The organism is Cupriavidus sp. L7L, assembly GCF_004353535.1.
Lineage (GTDB): Bacteria > Pseudomonadota > Gammaproteobacteria > Burkholderiales > Burkholderiaceae > Cupriavidus > Cupriavidus oxalaticus_A.
In genome coordinates this window covers 203305-222140 of record NZ_SMNY01000010.1, presented here as the reverse complement: position 1 = coordinate 222140, position 18836 = coordinate 203305, and the positions used below count along the sequence as shown (strand labels likewise).

Here is an 18836-nt window from a genome sequence, read left to right as displayed (position 1 = left end):
CCTGTCAATGGATTTCAGGGAGCGATTACGCCGGCACCACGGCCTGCGCATGCGGTGCAGCAGCGGCCAGTGCCATGTGCGCCAGCTTGTCGAGGTCATCGTCCGCAGCTTCCTGCCTGACGGCAGCGGCCAGCGCATGCGCGGTCGGATGGTCGAACACCAGGCCGGGGGCAATCTCCACCTGCAGCCGGCGGCGCAGCCGTGCGACCAGCTTGATCACCAGCAGCGAATGGCCGCCGAGGGCAAAGAAATCGGCATGCGGGTCGACCTGGCCCTGTTCCAGCAACCCGGCCATCAACGCGCACACCAGGGCTTCCACCGCGTCCGATGCCGGCGCTGCGACCGGGGCTGGCGCACTGTCGGCGGGAACCAGTCCGCGCAGCGCGACGCGGTCGGTCTTGCCATTGGGCAGGCGCGGCAGCGCGGGCAGCGGGACGAAGCGCGCCGGCACCATCGCGTCGGGCAGCATCGCGGCCAGCGTGTGGCGCAGCGCGGCGGCGTCGATGCCGCTGCCGGCTGCCGGCACGAGCAAGGCACACAGCACAGCCTCGCCGCCGGGTCCCGCCACTGCGCACACCGCTGCCTGCGCGACCGCCGGCTGCGCCAGCAGCGCGGCTTCGACCTCCGCGGGCTCGACGCGGATGCCGCGGATCTTGACCTGCTGGTCGGCGCGGCCCAGCAGTTGCAGCCCGGCGGGCGTGGCGCGCGCGAGATCGCCGGTGCGGTACAGCCGTTCGCCGGCAACGAAGGGATCGTCGACGAACGCCGCCGCATCGAGGTCCGCCCGGCCCAAGTAGCCGTGTGCGAGTTGCGGGCCGCCGACGTAAAGCTGCCCGGCTACACCGGCCGGCACCGGCCGCAGCGCATCGTCGAGCAGGCGCACGCGGGTCGCACCCAGCGCGCGGCTAAGCGGTGCGTTGCCGGCTGCCCAAGCCGGCATGTCTGCGCCCAGCGCATGGACCATCACGCCGATGGTGGTTTCGGTCGGGCCGTAGTGGTTGAAGATGCGGCAGCCGGGCGCGTGGCGGCGCAGCGTGCCGACCAGGCTGGCCGGCAGCGGCTCGCCGCCAAGGATGACGGTGGCCGGCACCGCGGGCGCTTCCGTTTCCAGCAGCGCCGCCAGGTGCGACGGCACGATCTTGATGGCATCGACCGCGCGGCCGCGCAGGTAGCGGGCAAAGGCCGCGGGGTGGGCCATGTCGTCATCGCCGGCCACCACCAGGCAGCGCCCCTGCCACAGCGCGGCGAACAGCGTGGTGTTGCCGAGGTCCGCGGCTACCGACGACGTCAGGCCGAAGCGCTGGCACGACGACAGCGACAGCGCATCGCAAGCCGCCGCGGTGTAGTGGCTGATCTGCGCGTGGCCAATCACCACGCCCTTGGGTTCGCCGGTGGAGCCGGAAGTGAACAGCACGTAGGCGGCGGCACCGGGATCGACAGTCACAGCAGCCTCTGCTGCTGACGCCGCCGTGGCCAGCAAGGAATCGAAACTGACCACGGTCTCGTCGTCCACCGACGCCTGTCGCGCGATCGTCAGCACCGGCGCTGCCTGCGCCAGCACGCTGCGGCGCCGCGCCTGCGGCCAGGCCGGATCGAGCGGTACATAGGCGCCGCCGGCGGCCCATACCGCCAGCAGGCTGGCCACCAGCGCGCCACTGCGCGGCAATGCCAGCGCCACGCGCGTGCCGGGGCCGACGCCGAGCGCGCGCAGCCGTTGCGCGGCGGCGTGCACCGTGCGCTGCAGGCCGGCATAGTCGAGTGCGAGATCGGCGGCATCCAGCGCGGGCGCCGCCGGCGTGTTGCGTGCATGCTCCGCGATGCGGTGCAGCAGCGAGTCGCCCCCCGCTGCCGGCATGTCGCCGGTCCAGCATTGCGGCACGCGCAAGGTATCGTCGGACGGCCACCACAGCGACGGCAGCGGCGCATCCAGTGCGGCGGGCAGCGCGCCGATCAGCGCGGCGAGATGGGACAGCAGCCATGGCGCCACGCGCGGATGCAGCGCGCCGGCTTGCGCATGCAGCGCCAGCGCGGCCATGCCCTGACCGTCGTCCAGTGCCTCGCACACCAGGTCGAAGCCCGGCCACGCCGGACTGGCCAGCGCGATCCCGTCGGCGGGCAATGGCGATACCGCAAACCCGATGCGCGGGCCGGCATCACCGGGCAGCCATGCTTCCTGCCACGCGGCGTGGCCATCCAGCGTCGACAGCCACGCCTGCCAGTGGCTGCGCAGGCTGGCTTCGTCATCCCATTGCACGCCAAGCGGCAGCGCCTTGACGAACACGCCGGCGGCGCCGGCCATCACGCCGTAATCGCGGCGGCAGTCGTGCAGCCATGTGGCGCTGAATGCCGGCTGCGCGCACAGGCGCGCCAGCATGCTCCACCATGCGGCGTGCAGCACGCGCTCGGGCGTGCTGCCGAGCTGGCGCGCGGTCGCGTCCAGCGCCTGGCGGTGCGCGGCGTGCAGCGTGTGGCGCCAGCTTTCGGCGGGCGTGGCTGAGGCAGCAGCGAGCGCGTCGGGCAAGCGCAGCGGCGCGGGCAGCCCGGCCGCCTGAGCTTGCCAGTAGCGGCGGCCGGCGTCGCCGGTACCGTCCTCGCCCAGGCACGCGCCCGCCTGCCAGTCGGCATACTGGGCGTATTGCAGCGGCGGCTCGGCTTCGTCCGCGGCGGTGGTTTCCAGGGCGGCGCGCAGGGCTTCGGCGAGGCGCAGCACGCTGCTTCGGTCTGCCGCCAGCGGGCTGGCCAGCAGCCACAGCGTGGCGCCGCCGCTGGCCAGCGGGCACAGGCAGGCGCGCAGCACGTCGCCCCGCGCCGGATCGAGCGCCGGCAGCGCCAGCGCGTCGCCGTCCGCGACGATGATGGTGGCCGCGCCGTTGGCGCCCTGCGGCACGCATGCCACCGGCTGGCTCCCATCGTCGATATAAGCCATGCACAGCACGTCATGGCGTTCGCGCAGCACGGCCAGCGCGGCGTCCACCGCGGCTGGCTCTGGCTGGCAAGCCAGCGCGATGCGCGCCACGTGCGCGTGCGGCGCGGGCGCATTGCGCCATTGCCGCCAAGCGGCCTGTTGTTCGGGAGTCGGACTCCAGGCGTCGTGCATCTCAGGCATCCGCGTTCTCCTGCGGGCGCGCGGCGACAAGCTGGGCGTCCGGCTGCTTGCGGTCGAACATGTCGCCCATCGCCACCACGATCTTGCGCGGGCCTTCATAGGGATCGCGCGCATGCGCGGCCAGCATGTTGTCAAGCATCACCACATCGCCGCGCTGCCAGTCGAAGCGCACGGCGCAGGCTTCATACAGCTCGCCGATCAGCGCCATGGCCTCGTCGGGAATCGGCGTGCCGTCGCCGAACATCACGTGGCGCGGCATGCGCTCCAGGCCGACCATCTCGAGCAGGTCTTCGCGCACGTCGGCCTCCAGGCACGAGACGTGGTGCAGCTGCACCTGGTTGAAGAAGCTGCGCTCGCCGGTGACCGGGTGGCTGACGATGGCCGGGCATACGGTGCGCGTCTGCAACACGTCGCCGTCCAGCCAGCGGCAGTCGATGCCGGCGGCGCGGCAGCGCGCCTCGACCTCGGCGCGGTCCCCGGTCTTGTAGAAGTCGCGCCAGTCCACGTCCAGCCGCGGCGTGAAGGTGCGCACGTACATCAGCTGCTTGCTGGCGAACTCCTCGGCCAGCGCGGGCGGCAGGCGGCGCAGCAGTTCGCGGCAGTCGACGATCGGCGTGGCGCCGCCCACGGCAGAGGGCAGCTCGCAGAAGAACCACTGCTTGCGCGGCCAGCGCTCGAGGTGCGCGCTTTCGTTGTGGTACAGGATCATCTGGCGCTCGGGGTAAGGCGTGGAGCGGTAGGTGTTGCGCCCGCCCTCCTTCTTGGGCAGGTCGCCGTAGCTGCCATACAGGCCCGGGTGCATGGCTTCGGCGAAGGCTTCGAAGGCCTGCGGGTTGGGCAGGTCGAAGCCGCGGAAGACAATGCCGGCGTGCCGGTGCAGCGTCGCGCCGACCAGCTCGCGCGAGCGCGCGGCCCACGCCACCGGGTCCAGGCCCGGCACCACCGGCTCGATCACGATGGGGAAGACTTCGCCTGCGCGCAGCGGGCGCAGCCGCACCTGGCTGGCGGGGTCGGCAACGGCCGCCTCTGGCACAGCGGCCGCGGCCGGGCGCGGCCGGGCCAGCGACTTGAGCTGGTCGAGCTTGGCCGCCATGCGTTGGCTGGTTTCCATGGTTCGGGACTCCTCGGGTTTCGGTTGGGACGGGCGCGCGGCGCCCGGGGCGTCTGCGGTGACGCGGTCGGCGGGCTGGTCCGGCGCGCGCAGCAGCGCTGCCAGCGTGGCCAGCCATTCGGCGGCAAAGCGCGCCACGGTGGCGGATTCGAACAGCGCGCTGGCAAAGACCCAGTCGCCGCGCAGCGGCGCCGCTTCCTGTTCGCTCTCGGGCTCCAGGAACAGCGCCATGTCGAACTTCGACGTGCGCTCGATGGGCGGCAGCATGCCGGCCTCCACGCCAGGCATGCCCAACTGTCCGGCCGGCGTGTTCTGCAGCACGAACAGCGCCTGCACCAGCGGGTTGCGGCTGCGGTCGCGCGGCACGCCCGCCGCCTCGACGATGCGGTCGAACGGCAAGCCCTCATGCTCGAACGCGGCCAGCACGTCGCGCCGGCATGCCGCCAGCACGTCGCGGAAGCTGGCGCCGGCGATGCGGCGCGAGCGCAGCGGCAGCACGTTGACGAAGAAGCCGATCAGCGGCTCGAGCGCGGCGTCGTGCCGGCCGGCGACGTCGGTGCCGAGCAACAGGTCGTCCATGCCGGTCGCGCGGTGCAGCCAGCACTGGAAGCTCGCCAGCAGCACGATGAAAGGCGTGACCTGCTCGGCGCGCGCCAGCGCATGCACCTGCGCCATGCGCTCGCCGTCGATCCGCAGCGCGACGGCGTCGCCTTCCATGCGCGCCACTGGCGGGCGGGCGTGGTCGGCCGGCAATGCCAGCGCCGCCGGTGCGCCGGCAAGCGCGCCGCGCCAGTAAGCGGTGAGCTGCTCCAGCGCGGCGCCGCGCAGCCAGTCGCGTTGCCACGCGGCATAGTCGGCGTATTGCAGCGCCAGCGGCGGCAGCGGCGCGAGCTGTTCCGGCGCCAGCGCGTGCCGGTAGCCGCGGGTGATCTCGTTGACCAGCAGGCCGACCGACCAGCCGTCCGACACCAGATGGTGCATGGCGACCAGCAGCACGTGTTCCCGCGGCGCGCAGCGCAGCAGCGTGGTGCGCCACAGCGGCGCGTGGCCGAGGTCGAACGGGCGCGCTGCGTGCTCCCGCATGGCCTCGCGCAGTGCCGCTTCGCGCGCTTCGGGCGCGAGCGCCTGCAGATCGATCAGGGGCAGGCCGATGTCGGCGGCGGCATCGATGCGTGCGTAGGGCTCGCCATCGTCGTCGGGATAGGCGGTGCGCAGGATCTCGTGGCGCGCCGCCACCGCTGCCAGCGCCTGGCGCAGCGCGGCCAGGTCCAGCGGCCCGCGCAGGCGCAGCGCCCCGGCCATGTTGTAGGCCGCTGCGGCGTTGCCCTGCAGGCGTTCGACCAGCCACAGCCGCTGCTGCGCCAGCGATACCGGCATGCGCGCGGAGCGCGGTACTGGAACCAGCGCGGGCATCACCACCGCTGGCGTGGCGCCATCCAGCCGTGCGGCGAAGTCGCGCAGCAGCGGCGCCTCGAAGACATCGCGCAGCGTGGCCTGCGCATGGCCGGCGGCGCGCAGCCGCGCCACCACGCGCGTGGCGATCAGCGAATGGCCGCCCAGGCGGAAGAAATCGCTGTCGCGGCCGACGCGCGCGCCCGGCAGCAGCGCTTCCCAGATGCCGGCGACGGTTTGCTCGGCGGGCGTGGCAGGCGGTGCGCCCTCCTGCGCCACGACCTGCGGCGCGGGCAGCGCCTTGCGGTCGATCTTGCCGTTCGCATTGAGCGGCCACGACGGCATGCACACCCATGCGGACGGCACCATGTACGCGGGCAACCGCGCGGCGACGCTGGCAGACAACTCGGCTTCCAGGACGCCATGCGCGGGCTGCGCGCGGCCGGCTTGGGGCTGCCAGTACGCGGTCAGCCATTCGGTGCCGGCGGCACGGTGCACCGTCACCAGCGCGTGGCGCACCGCCGGATGCGCGGCGAGCACGGCTTCGATCTCCCCCAGCTCGATGCGGTAGCCGCGCAGCTTGACCTGGAAGTCCTTGCGGCCGATGTATTCGAGCACGCCGTCTTCGCGCCAGCGGCCGAGGTCGCCGGTCAGGTAGCGGCGGCTGCCCGGCGCGCCGGTCGGATCGGGCACAAAGGCCGCCGCGGTGCGGCGCGGGTCGGCCAGGTAGCCGCGGCCGACGCCGGCACCGGCCACCGCGATCTCGCCCACCATGCCGGGCGCGGCAAGATTGCCGTCGGCATCGAGCACCTGCAGCACGGCATTGGCGGTGGGGCGGCCGATCGGCACGGTATCGGTGGCTTGTGCCGCCTGCGCCAGCGCGCCGGCGCGCAGGGGGTGGAACGCCACGTCATCCGAGCATTCCGCCGGCCCGTAGGCATTCATCATCGGCACGCCCGGATAGCGGCACAGCCAGGCAAGCGCGGTGGCAGGCGGCAGCGCCTCGCCGGTAGGCAACACCCAGCGCAGCGCGGGCAGCGGCGCCGCGCGGCCCTCGGCGTCCTGGCAGTCGAGCATGGCCTGCAGTAGCGACGGCACCGGCTCGAACAGCGTCACGCCACGCTGCGCCAGCAGTGCGGTGAGTGCGGCCGGATCGCGCACCACGTCGTCGCCGATGATCTCCACGCCTGCGCCGAACACCGGCGCGGCCAGCGCCTGCCAGACCGAGATGTCGAAGCAAGGCGGCGCGGTCTGGGCGATCACGTCGCCCTCGCCCAGCCCCAGCGGCACGGCCTTGGCCAGCATGTTGTTGAGCATGCCGGTGCGCGTGACCATCGCGCCCTTGGGCACGCCGGTCGAGCCGGAGGTGAACAGCACGTACGCGAGCTGCGCGGGATGCGCGGGCAGGTCGGGCGCAGGCGCCGCCCCGGCTTCCAATGCGGGCAGCGTCGTGGCGCCGGCAATGCCGGCGGCGGCCAGCGCGGCCACGCCGGATGCATCCGTCAGGACCTGTGCTGCCTTGGCCTGCGCCAGCACCTGCTGCCAGCGTGCCGCGGGATGGCTGACATCGAGCGGCACCCACGCCGCACCGGCGCGCAGGATGCCGGCCAGCGCGACCAGCCAGTCCAGCCCGCGCGGCAGCAGCACCGCGATGAGATCGTCCGGGCGCACGCCGGCGGCGCGCAGGCCGCTGGCGACGCGGCCGGCGCGCTCCCACCAGTCGCCATAGGTCAGCGTCCCGGCACCGCAGCGGGCCAGCACACGCCGCGGATGCGCAGCCACCTGGCGCGCGACCCGCCGCACGTAGTCGTCCTGCAAGGCGGCAAGCGTCACGCTGGTGTCGTCGCTCGCGCTCCATGCCTGCAGCCTGGCGCGCGTGGCGCCATCGAGCATGTCGGCGGCGCCCACGTGCGCGATGCCGGCGGCCAGCGACGCCAGCACGGCGGCGTAGGCGTCCATCCATTGCGCCAGCCGGTGCGCCTGCACACGCGAGGCATCGCAGGTGAAGCGGATGGTGAAGCGGCTGTCGGGCATGACCTCCAGCGTCAGGCCGTAGTGGGTCTGCTCGATGTTGTCATGCTGGCGCAGGCGCAGGCCGGCCACCTCGCGCGCGCGGTCGCCCAGGTCGGGCAGGTTCTGGAACACCATCAGCGTATCGAACAGGGCTCCGCCGATGCCGGACTCAGCCTGGATCTCCGCGAGCGCGGCGTGCTCGAACTCGCGCATCGCCACGGCGGCGTGCTGGGTCGCCTGCAGGTAGTCCGCCACCGCCAGCGCGCCTTGCGGACGCAGCCGCAACGGCAGCGTGTTGATGAACACGCCCAGCATGCGCTCGGCGCCTTCCAGGCCCGCGGGGCGGCCGGCCGAGGTCACGCCGAAGACGATATCGTCGCTGCCGGCGTGGCGCGACAGCACGATGCCCCACGCAGCCTGCATCACGGTGTTGAGCGTGACGCGGTGCGCCGCGGCCAGCGCGCGCAGGCTGGCGTCGAGGCCGGCCGGCAGGACCAGGTCGCGGCAAAGCGGCGCGGTTTTCCCGTGGGCGCTGGCGGGTGCGATGCCCGGCAGCACTGTCGGGCCGGCCAGGCCGGCGAATGCAGCGCGCCAGAAGGCCTGCAGCGCGGATGCGGGCTGTGCCGCGAGCCAGGCGATGTAGTCGCGGTACGGCCGGCGCGGCGTCGGGGCATGTGCCGGATCGGCATAGCGGGCCAGCGCCTCGTCGAGCAGCTGCACCGAGCCCCAGCCGTCGACGATCAGGTGGTGCCGGCTCCAGACCAGCCACCAGCCCGCGTCGCCGGTGCGCAGCAGCGCCAGCCGCATCAGCGGCAGCTCGGCGGGATCGAAGCCGCGCGAGCGGTCGGCATGACACCACTCCGCCAGCCGCGCCGCCTGCGCGCCGGCCCCGCGCCAGTCTTCCACTGTCACGGGTAGCTTTGCGCGCGCATGAACGCATTGCAGCGCGCGGTCGCCGCCCGCTTCGCCTGCCGCGGCAAAGGTGGTACGCAAGATCGGGTGGTCGTCCAGCAGCGCCTGCCAGGCGGCGGCCATGCGTTCGGTGTCGAGCGGACCCTGGACCTGCAGCACCAGCTGGTTGACGTAGGCACCGTTGCCGCCATCGCGCAGGTGGTGGAACAGCAGGCCTTCCTGCAGGGGCGACAGCGGATAGGCATCTTCGATGTCGCCCGCTTGGCTGCGCAGACGCTCCAGCGCCTGCGTGTCGCAGCCGCTCAGCGCAAAGGGCTGCGCAGCCGCTGGCGTTGCGGCTGCGCTGGCAGTTTTCTCGCGCGCGGCGAGATGGACCGCCAGGCGTGCCAGCGTCGGGTGCGCGAACAGGTCCTTGGGCGCGAGCACCAGCTGCTGCGCGCGCGCCCTGGCGACGATCTGCAGCGCCAGGATGGAATCGCCGCCGAGCGCGAAGAAATCCGCATCGCGGTCGATCTGCTCGCGTTGCAGGATTTCGCGCCACAGTCCCGCCAGCATCTGTTCGATGGCGGCCGCCTGTGCGGCGGCTGGCGCCGCGTTCGCACGCAGCACGGCAGCCAGCGCCGCCGGCGTGGGATGCGCGAACAGCAGCCTGGGCGTCAGCGGCAGGCCCGCCTTGCGCGCCTGCGCGACCAGTTGCAGTCCAAGAATGGAATCGCCGCCGAGCGCAAAGAAGTTGCCGTCGGCGCCCACGCTTTCGCGTCCGAGCACGCCTGCCCACAGGCGCGCCAGCGTCGCCTCGGTCTCGTCGCCCGGTGCCGGTTGCGCCGGCGCCGCGGCCTCGCCGGGCACGGGCGGCAGCGCCTTGCGATCGACCTTGCCGTTGCGCAGCCGCGCGAAGGCGTCGCACGCAACGAACGCGGCAGGCAGCATTGGCGCCGGCAACGCGGCGGACATGGTGGTGCGCAGGGTATCGAGATCCAGGCCGGCGTCGGCCACCAGGTAGGCGACCAGCCGCAGCCCTTCGCCCGCCGGCGACGGCAGCGCCAGCACCACGGCATCGCGCACGCCCGGCGCCTGGCGCAGCCAGGCTTCGACTTCGCCCGGCTCGACGCGGAAGCCGCGGATCTTGACCTGTGCGTCGGCGCGGCCGAGGAAGACGATGGCGCCGTCTTCGTCCATGCGTACGCGGTCGCCGGTCCGGTACAAGCGGCCGCCCGGCTGGAACGGGTCCGGCACAAAACGCTCGGCGGTCAGCGCGGGGCGGCGCAGGTAGCCGCTGGCGACGCCGGCGCCGCCGATATAGAGCTCGCCCACCGCGCCACGCGGCACGCGGTTCAGGTGGCGGTCGAGCACGCAGGCGCTGACGCCGGCAAGCGGCTGGCCGACGGGAATTGGACCCGCCACAGCGGCGTCAGGCACCGCATGCGTCAGGCACCCCACCGTGGCTTCTGTGGGGCCGTAGTGATTAACCACGCGGCATGCCGGGCGCAGCGCCTGCACGCGCGCCAACAGCGCCGCGTCGAGCGCCTCGCCGCCGAACACCAGGCACTGGCGCGGCACCAGCCGCACGGGATCGGCCACCGCCAGCAGCGCGCGCAGGTGCGACGGGACGATCTTCAGGCAATCGACCGGCCGCGCTGCCAGGGCTTCGGCAAGCGCTTCGGGGTCTTCCGCCAGCGCGTCGTCCAGCACGCGCAGCGTGTGGCCGCCGAGCAGCGCGCCGAACCATGCGGTGTGGCCGAGGTCGGCCGTCACCGAGGACAGCGACGCCAGCGACGACCCTGCCGGCAGCGCCAGCGCGCGCAGCACGCCGGCGGCGTAATGCGCGAGGTTGCCTTGCGTGACCACCACGGCCTTGGGCGTGCCGGTCGAGCCGGAGGTGTAGATCAGGTAGGCGGGCTGTGCCGGAGCGGCGGCGGGCCATGCGGCAGCGCCGGTTGTGTCCTCGCTCGCGAGCGAGGACACATGCCAGGCTGCGCCCGGCGTGGATTGCGCCAGCCACTGCGGCCGCTCGCCCTCGCCCACCACGGCGGCAAGGCACGCATCGGCGGCCAGTTGCGCCAGCCGCGCGGCGGGCATGCCGGCGTCCAGGCACAGGAAGGCGGCGCCGGCCTTCCATGCGCCTAGCATGGCGGCAGCCATGCTCGCGCCGCGCGGCAGCAGCAGGCCGACCACATCGCCGGGCCGGACGCCACCGTCGCGCAGGCTTGCGGCGAGCGCGGTCGCGGCGCGATCGAGCGCGGCGTAGCTGCATTGCGCATCGGCGGCATCGACGGCGAGCCGCCCGGGATGCGTGCGCACGCCGGCCTCGAAGGCCGCCAGCGCGGTGGCGTGCCGCTCGATGCGGCCAGCGCGCATATCGGAGAGCACCGCCGCCTCATACAGCGGCAGGTCCCCGACACGCGCGTCGGCGTTGTCGAGCACAGCATCCACCGCAGCGCGCAGCGTGGCGATCAGGCGCTGGACGGACTGCGCGTCGAACCGGTCGGCGTCATAGCGCCATTGCCCGCGCAGGCGATCGCCCTCGTCCTGCCAGCGCAGGTTCATGTCGTTGGCTGCGCCGCGCTGGGTGGCGAGGTATTCGCGCACCAGGTAGCGGCCCAGCACGTTGCGCGGCCCCACCGGCACGAAGGTGGTCATATGCCGGAACAGCGGCCCCTCCCCGCCCATGCGCGCCAGCGGATATTGCTGGTGGCGCAGCGCGCCGCGCATCTGCCGGGCGCAGTCGCGCACCACCGCGGCAAAGGCCGGATTGGCGGAGAAGTCTGCGCGCAGCGGCACCGTGTTCAGCGTAAAGCCGATCAGGTCGGCGGACTGTGCGCCTGATCGGCCCGCCGTCGGCGTGCCGATCAGGAAATCGTCCTCGCCACTGGCGCGGTGCACGACCGTCTTGAACAGCGCCAGCATCACCACGAAGAGGCTGACTTCCAGTTGCGTTGCCAGCTCGCGCAGGCCTGCCGTCTGCTGCGGCGTGAGGCGGAATTCGAGTTCGGCGCCGCGGTGGCGCGATTCCGCGTCCAGCGTGCCGGGCATCGCCGGCGCCGCGGGCGCGTCTTCAAGCACGCCCTCCCAGTACGCGCGCAGCGAAGCGCCGCGCGGGCCTGCCAGCAGTTGCCGCTGGCGCGCAAGCCAGTCGCGGTAGCGGCCGCTTTGCGACGCCATCGGCGCTGCGCCGGCGCACAGCGCCTCGTAGGTGGCGAAGACCTGGTCGCAGACCAGCTCGAACCCGAGGTAGTCGCCGGCGATATGGTGCATGCCCGCGCACATCCACATGCGGTCGGCGCCGCCCGGCTGGCGCGAGACGAGGAAGCGGAAACGGCAGACCTGCCCCGCATCGGGGTCGAACGGTTCGTCGGCTTCGCGCTCGAACCAGGCGTGCAGGCCCGCTTCATCGAGGCCGTCGGCACGCGTCAGCGACACCTCCGCGGCAAAGCCCGCGGGGCGTGCCATCACGATCTCGCCGTCTTCCTCGATAAAGCCGCTATGCAGCGCCTCATGGCAGTCCACCACGTGGCGCACCGCCTGTTCGAGCAGCTCGAAGCGCAGGCCAGCCGGCACCTCGATCGCGAACACCATGTTGTAGGCGGCGCTGTGCGGATGGCGGCGATGAAACGCCAGCAGCGCGAGCTGGCCGGGGCCGGCGGGATAGCGGTCGAAGTAGCCGGGATGCGCGGCCAGCCACGCATCGGCCTCGGCGGCGCGGGTTGCCAGCAGCCCGGCCGCGGCCTGCTGCGCATCGGTGCCGGCCGCGCTGTCGCCAGCCACGCGCCAGCGCCCGTCATGCAGGCGCAGGCGCACGCCTTCGGCGCGCAGGGTTCGCATCAGGGCGCCAGTTTCGGCCGGCAAGGGAGCTTCGGAAGACGACATGGCGAAAGCGTTGGAGATGACAGGTCCCCGCCGGGCAGGCGCAGCCAGCCCGGCCAGGAGTGATCAGACGGGAAACGCGCCTCAGCCCAGTCCGGGCGGCGCGGGCTCGGCCATGGCGACGATCACGCGGCGCGCGCCGGTGAAGGTGCCGCGCCCGTGGGCGGCGAGCATGTTGTCGAGCATCAGCACGTCGCCCTGCTGCCAGGGAAAGCGCACCGTGCATTGGTCCAGCGTGGCGCGGATCGAGGCCAGCGCATCGTCTTCCAGCGGTGCGCCGTCGCCGTAGACGACGTTGCGCGGCAGTTCGTCGACGCTGCCGACCACGTCCAGCAAGGTCTCGCGCACGTGCGGCGCCAGGTTGGACACATGGAACAGGTGGGCCTGGTTGAACCACACCATCTCGCCGGTCACGGGGTGGCGCGCGACCGCCTGGCACAGCTGGCGCGTGCGCAGCTCGCCGTCGGGCTTCCATTCGAACTCGATCCGCTGCGCGCGGCAGAAGCGCTCCACCTGCGCGCGGTCTTCGGTGTTGAAGGCGCGCTGCCAGCTCAGGTCGAGGCCGTTGCCGTAGTTGCGCACGTACATCAGCCGGCGTTGCGCAAAGCGCTCGCGGATGGCTGGGTCGAGGCGCTGGTAGACCAGGCGGCTGTCGGCGATCGGCGTTTCGCCGCCGGATTCGCTCGGCTGCACGCAGTGGAACCAGATCTTCATCGGCCACTGCAGCGTGTACGACTGCTCGTTATGCAGCGGGATCACCTGGTGCGCCGGGTATTCGGTCGAGGTGTAGACGCCCTCCCTGACCTGCGAGCGCGGCGTGGAGCCGAACTCGTAGCTCAGCAGCGGATGGCCGAAGGCGCTGGCGAAGGCGCGGAACGCGGTGTCGTCATCGAAATGAAAGCCACGGAACAGCACGCCGCCGACGCGCGGCAACTGCTCGGCGGCAATCGCCGCCATGGCATGGAACTGGCCGCGCCAGTCGGTGCCGCCGTCCGGCTTGACCACCAGCGGCAGCGCGCCTTGCGCGGACAGCGGGGCGATACGCAGTCCGCCTGCCCCGGCGTTGCTTGCCGAGGTGGCTGAGATTGCGGCGGTAGCCACGCCGGCAGCGGCGCGGTGGTCCGCCCTGAGGTCGGCGATGGTACTGGTCGTGTCCATATCCCTGTTGCCTCTACGGGTGCGTTCGCGAGGCCGGTTGCGGCCTGGGAGTCAATGGAGGCCAACGGGGGCAGCCTCGCGAACCATGTCTGCACATTGAAAGTGTGAAGCGAGTGTAGCGGAATAATTTACGAATGGAAATACAAATCATTATCATTTACGATATTGACCGACGAATCATCGCGAACGTTCGCGACGCCATCGCGGCGGACTTGCTTGCCTGCGCCGCGATGGCGTTTCCACACCACCAGAAGGAGCATTGCCATGAGCTGGGACCACCCCGACACGCGTTTCCACGTCGTCCGCAATGAAGAAGGCCAGTACTCGATCTGGCCCGACTACAAGCCCGTCCCGGCAGGATGGAAAAGCACCGGATTCCAGGGCAATCGCGACGAGTGCCTGACCCATATCGACACGGTCTGGACCGACATGCGCCCGCTCAGCCTGCAGCGCGCGCTGGCTGGCGCATGAGCGCGCCACAGCCTGGGCGCGAGCGCTGGTTTGCCGTGATGCCCGGACGGGCAGGCGATGCCACGAATGCAGAGGCTACGCGCGTGCGCCTGTACTGCCTGCCCTATGCGGGCGCCGGCCATACCGCGTACCACGGGTGGCGCGACGCGCTGCCCGCGCAGGTGGAGCTGGCGCCGGTATGCCTGCCCGGACGCGGCATGCGCACGGCCGAGGCGCATGCGGCTTCGATCGAGGAACTGGCCGCGGCGCTGGCGGCGGCGATCGCACGCGCGGCGCGCACCGAGGCGCCGCGCTTTGCGCTGTTCGGGCACAGCATGGGCGCCCTGCTCGGCTTCGAAACCGCGCGCGTGCTCGAAACCGTGCACGGCCTTGCGCCCACGGCGCTGGTTGTGTCCGGACGAGGCGCGCCGGCGCTGCCGTCGGCGCGGCCGCCGTTCAGCACGCTGCCTGACGGCGCCTTCGCCGACGTCATCGCGGGGATGGGCGGCATGCCGGCCGAGATCCGCGAAACCCCGGAAGCACTGGCGTTCTTCCTGCCGGTGCTGCGTGCCGACATCGCGCTGTGCGAGCGCTGGCGCTACGTCCGCGGCCCGCGCCTGGGCTGCCCGATCACCGTGCTGGGCGGCCAGGACGATGTCCACGCGCCGCCCGCCACGCTGGCAGCCTGGCGCGACGAAACCCTGCACGATTGCCGCCAGCAGGTCTTCGCGGGTGGGCACTTCTTCCTGCACGAAGCGGCGCCCGCGGTGCTGGATGCCGTTGCGCAGGCAGTGCTTGGCACCGCGCCGCTCAGCGGAGAAGCCGGCCATGCGCTTGCCTGACTTCGCCGCACCGTCGCACGGCGACATCCACGTGTGGCACGTGGCGGCCGATGCGCCGGTGGATCCCACCGTGCTTTCTGCTGACGAGCACGCCCGCGCCGCCGCGTTTCGCCAGGCCGCCGACCGCAACCGCTTTACCGCGGCGCGCGCGGCCTTGCGCACGCTGCTGGGCGGCTGCCTGGACCTGCCGCCCGCCGCCGTCCCGCTGGCCGCCAACGCCTTCGGCAAGCCCGTGCTGGCCACGGCCCCGGAGAACCCGCCCCTGCACTTCAACGTCAGCCACAGCGGCGCGCGCGCGGTGATCGCGCTGTCGCGCGCGCCGGTCGGCATCGACATCGAAGCCTGGCGTGCCGGCATGGCCTGGGCGGACTGGCGCGACAGCGCCGCCGTCGCCTGCGCGCCCGATGAAATGCACTGGCTCGCCGGGCTGGCGCAGCGGCAGCCGGAGCACGCCATGCTCGGCTTCCTGCGGCTCTGGACCGCCAAGGAAGCGTGCAGCAAGGCGCTCGGCACCGGCCTGTCGGCGTCGCCGCAAGCGGTGCGCGTGGCGCCGCCCGGCAGCGCCGGATGCGTGCCGCCGCTGGCGCGCGCCGGCGCGGGTGTCTGGTATCTGCACGATGCCGGCGGCGGTTCGCGCTATGTGGCATGCCTGGCCACGCCGCTCGCGGCGGTGCGCGTCGTGCAACGGCAATACCCGCCGCGGTGCGCCAGCGCCAACCCTTGATCCAGTCCTTGCAGTCAACGCCCCCAACGCCCCTGTATCAACGCCCTCCGCTAGGAACGACACCATGACGCCTCCCTCGCTCGCCACGCTCGCCCATGGCCAACCCGCGCCGTTCTCGGCCGGCGCCTTTGCCCGGCAAGCGCCGATCCGGCTCGACGACAATGCCTACCTGCAGCGCCAGTGCGCCCGCGAATCCAACGCCCGCTCCTATCCGCGCCGCATCCCGCTGGCGCTGGAACAGGGCTACGGCGTGTACCTGCGCGACACCAGCGGCCAGCTCTTCATCGACTGCCTGGCGGGTGCCGGCACGCTCGCGCTCGGCCACAACCACCCGGCGGTGGTGCGCGCGCTGCGCGACACGCTCGACAGCGGCCTGCCGCTGCATACGCTGGACCTGGCCACGCCGGTCAAGGACCGCTTTATCGACGACCTGTTCGGCTTGCTGCCGGACGAGTTCGCCGCGCGCGCGCGCATCCAGTTCTGCGGCCCGACCGGTGCCGACGGCATCGAAGCCGCGCTCAAGCTGGCCAAGACCGCCACCGGTCGCCACACCGTGCTGAGCTTCGCCGGCGGCTACCATGGCATGACCCACGGCACGCTGGCGCTGATGGGCAACCTGGGGCCCAAGGCGCCGCTGGGCGCGCTCGGCGCCAGCGTGCAGTTCCTGCCTTATCCGTATGACTACCGCTGCCCCTTCGGCCTGCGCGGCGAAGCCGGCATCGATGCCGGGCTGCGCTATATCGGGCAGATGCTGTCCGATCCCGAGTCCGGCGTGTTGCCGCCGGCAGCGGTGGTGGTAGAAGCGGTGCAAGGCGAAGGCGGCGTGATTCCCGCGCCGGCACGCTGGCTGCGCGAACTGCGCCGCATCACGCGCGAGCGAGGCATCGCGCTGGTGCTGGACGAAGTGCAGACCGGGCTGGGCCGCACCGGGCACACCTTCGCGTTCGAGCATGCCGGCATCGTGCCGGACGTGCTGGTGCTGTCCAAGGCGATCGGCGGCGGGCTGCCGATGTCGGTGGTGATCTACGACGGCGCGCTCGACGCCTGGCAGCCGGGCGCGCATGCCGGGACCTTCCGCGGCAACCAGCTGGCGATGGCGGCGGGCTCGGCCACCATCCGCACTATCGCTGCGCAAGGGCTGGTGGCACATGCCGAGGGCATGGGGCAGCGGCTCGCGACACGGTTGCGCGAGCTGCAGTCGGACTTCGCCGCAATTGGCGAGGTGCGTGGGCGCGGGCTGATGCTTGGGGTGGAGCTGGTGGATGAGCGTGCCGACCCTGACGTGGTCGGCGCGTACCCCGCCGATGGCGACTTCGCGCGTACCGTGCAGCGCGAATGCCTGCAGCGCGGGCTGATCGTCGAGCTGGGCGGGCGCCATGGGGCGACGGTGCGGTTCCTGCCGCCGCTGGTCATTGACGAGGCTGAGGTGGATCTGGTGGGTGACTTGTTTGGCGAGGCGCTTGGCGCGGCAACGCGGGAGCTACGGTAAGCGCGCTTGACACGCGCCGGCCCTCTCCCCCGGCCCCTCTCCCGCAAGCGGGAGCGGGGAGCAAACCAACGGTTAGCGCATCGTGCTACAGCGCATCCCGCAACAGATCGCGCAGCCTGAATTTCTGGATCTTCCCCGCCGGCGTCGCCGGCAACGCATCGCGCACGACAAGCTTTTCCGGGATGTACTGCAGCGCCATCTTCTGCCCCTTGAGCCATTCCACCATCGCCGCGTGATCGAAGTCATGCCCGGCGCGCGGCACCACGAAGGCACAGGCACGCTCGCCCAGCCGTTCGTCGGGATAGGCGACGATCGCCACCTGCGCCACCGCGGGATGGCGGTACAGCAAGGTCTCGACCTCCAGCACGGGGATGTTCTCGCCGCCGCGGATGATCACGTCCTTGCTGCGGCCGGCGATGCGCAGGTACCCCTCGGCATCGAGCCGGGCCAGGTCGCCGGTGTCGAACCAGCCATCGCCATCGGTGCCGTTCAGCTGCGGGCGCTTCAGGTAGCCGCCGAAATTGGAGCAGGCGCGCACCAGCAGCCGGCCGGTCTCGCCGACAGGCACGTCCGTGTCGGTGCCATCGACCACCCGGATCGCCACGCCGGGCAGCGGGCGGCCGTCGGTGGTGGACGCGCGTTCGTCGCTGTCCTCCGGCAGCGTCGTGGTGACCGCGCCGTTCTCGGTCATGCCCCATGCCGATACGATCTTCGCGCCCAGCGCCTGCCGTGCCTGCTCGACCAGCGCACCCGGAATCGGCGCGCCCGCGCACAGGAAGATGCGCAGGCTCGGCACCGGCGCGCCGGACTCGGCCACCACGCGCGCCAGGTCCGTGAGGAAAGGCGTGGAGCCCATGGTGAAGGTCACGCCCTCGTCGCGGATCAGCGCGGCGGCGCGGGCCGGGTCCCAGATGTCCTGCAGCACCGCATGCGCGCCCAGCACCACCGGCATCATCAGGCCGTACATGAAGCCGGTCTGGTGTGCCATCGGCGACGCCATCAGCACCACGTCGTCGCCGGTGAGATGCAGCCGGCCGGCATAGGCGACGATGTTGGAGAACAGCGTGTTCGCGGTATGCATCACGCCCTTGGGCTCGCCGGTGGTGCCGGAGGTGTAGATCAGCTGCGTGACGTCGTCCGGGCCCGGGCGGCTGCACTGCAGGATGGTGGCGGCATCGGCTGCGTCTTCCCAGGACGGGCCGCTCAGCAGCGCCTCGAAGCTGTCGTCGCCGTCGCCATCCACCACGACGATATGGCGCAGCGCAGGCAACCCTTCACGCAAACCCCGCAGCATCTGCGCATGGTCGAAGCCGCGGAACAACTTCGGCACCACCACCACCTTGCTCCGGGCGTGCGCCAGCATGAACGACAGCTCGCGCTCGCGGAAGATCGGCATGACCGGGTTGAGCACCGCGCCCAGGCGCGCGCAGGCCAGGTACAGCACGCTCAGGTGCCAGCCGTTGGGCAGCTGGCATGAGACCACGTCGCCGGCCACGATGCCGAGGCGGGAAAGGCCCACCGCCACGCGGTCGGCCATGCGCTCCAGCTGCTGCCAGGTGAAGCGCGTCACGTGTTGACGATCGATGCTGAGCGCGGTCAACGCGGGGGCGTCGGGCCGCTCACGTACGCACTCGGCAAGATAGTCGTTGATGGTACGGTCCTGCCAGTGCCCGGCGGCAATGCTGGCGGCACGGCGCGGCGCGATCAGTACGGCGTCGAAATCCATGGCGGTCTCCTCGTTGTTGTGTGCTGCCAGTCGTTGCGTCGGGCGCGCG

At 72.1% G+C, this 18836-nt stretch carries 8 protein-coding genes; 4 read left to right on the top strand and 4 right to left on the bottom strand.

Annotated elements, in window-relative coordinates; all coding sequences use genetic code 11:
* Positions 1 to 25: 25 nt before the first annotated feature.
* From E1J61_RS12760 to E1J61_RS12750, 3 genes are all read right to left on the bottom strand, one after another.
* Complete coding sequence (locus tag E1J61_RS12760) at positions 26 to 3106, bottom strand: amino acid adenylation domain-containing protein (RefSeq protein ID WP_165971464.1); 3081 nt, start codon at positions 3104 to 3106, stop codon at positions 26 to 28.
* Entirely contained in the window at positions 3099 to 12356 is a 9258-nt protein-coding gene (locus tag E1J61_RS12755; RefSeq protein WP_133094419.1) for a non-ribosomal peptide synthetase, read from the bottom strand. Before E1J61_RS12755 ends, E1J61_RS12760 begins: the two co-directional genes overlap by 8 nt.
* 126 nt (positions 12357 to 12482) lie before the next feature.
* Positions 12483 to 13556: a TauD/TfdA family dioxygenase gene (locus E1J61_RS12750; protein WP_133094418.1), complete on the bottom strand. Its 1074-nt coding sequence runs from the start codon at positions 13554 to 13556 to the stop codon at positions 12483 to 12485.
* A gap of 264 nt (positions 13557 to 13820) precedes the next feature.
* On the opposite strand from E1J61_RS12750, the gene E1J61_RS12745 reads away from it, so the two are divergent.
* From E1J61_RS12745 to E1J61_RS12730, 4 genes are all read left to right on the top strand, one after another.
* On the top strand, positions 13821 to 14027 hold the full coding sequence (locus tag E1J61_RS12745; RefSeq protein ID WP_133094417.1) for an MbtH family NRPS accessory protein: 207 nt from the start codon (positions 13821 to 13823) through the stop codon (positions 14025 to 14027).
* Positions 14024 to 14848, top strand: coding sequence for a thioesterase II family protein (locus E1J61_RS12740; protein WP_133094416.1), 825 nt, complete (start codon positions 14024 to 14026; stop codon positions 14846 to 14848). The genes E1J61_RS12745 and E1J61_RS12740 overlap by 4 nt, the downstream gene beginning before the upstream one ends.
* Positions 14835 to 15572, top strand: a complete 738-nt coding sequence (locus E1J61_RS12735; protein ID WP_165971463.1) for a 4'-phosphopantetheinyl transferase superfamily protein — start codon at positions 14835 to 14837, stop codon at positions 15570 to 15572. The genes E1J61_RS12740 and E1J61_RS12735 overlap by 14 nt, the downstream gene beginning before the upstream one ends.
* Positions 15573 to 15636: 64 nt before the next feature.
* Positions 15637 to 17061, top strand: a complete 1425-nt coding sequence (locus tag E1J61_RS12730; protein ID WP_133094414.1) for a diaminobutyrate--2-oxoglutarate transaminase — start codon at positions 15637 to 15639, stop codon at positions 17059 to 17061.
* A gap of 85 nt (positions 17062 to 17146) precedes the next feature.
* Here E1J61_RS12730 and aliA read toward each other — a convergent pair whose 3' ends face one another.
* Positions 17147 to 18787: a cyclohexanecarboxylate-CoA ligase gene (gene aliA, locus E1J61_RS12725; protein ID WP_133094413.1), complete on the bottom strand. Its 1641-nt coding sequence runs from the start codon at positions 18785 to 18787 to the stop codon at positions 17147 to 17149.
* Positions 18788 to 18836: the final 49 nt, after the last annotated feature.

Excerpts from the sequence above, each read along its gene's own strand:
- E1J61_RS12755 (WP_133094419.1), bottom strand. The coding sequence starts at position 12,356 with ATGCGAACCCTGCGCGCCGAAGGCGTGCGCCTGCGCCTGCATGACGGG.
- E1J61_RS12735 (WP_165971463.1), top strand. The coding sequence starts at position 14,835 with ATGCGCTTGCCTGACTTCGCCGCACCGTCGCACGGCGACATCCACGTG.
- E1J61_RS12750 (WP_133094418.1), bottom strand. The coding sequence starts at position 13,556 with ATGGACACGACCAGTACCATCGCCGACCTCAGGGCGGACCACCGCGCC.
- aliA (WP_133094413.1), bottom strand. The coding sequence starts at position 18,787 with ATGGATTTCGACGCCGTACTGATCGCGCCGCGCCGTGCCGCCAGCATT.
- E1J61_RS12730 (WP_133094414.1), top strand. The coding sequence starts at position 15,637 with ATGACGCCTCCCTCGCTCGCCACGCTCGCCCATGGCCAACCCGCGCCG.
- E1J61_RS12740 (WP_133094416.1), top strand. The coding sequence starts at position 14,024 with ATGAGCGCGCCACAGCCTGGGCGCGAGCGCTGGTTTGCCGTGATGCCC.
- E1J61_RS12745 (WP_133094417.1), top strand. The coding sequence starts at position 13,821 with ATGAGCTGGGACCACCCCGACACGCGTTTCCACGTCGTCCGCAATGAA.
- E1J61_RS12760 (WP_165971464.1), bottom strand. The coding sequence starts at position 3,106 with ATGCCTGAGATGCACGACGCCTGGAGTCCGACTCCCGAACAACAGGCC.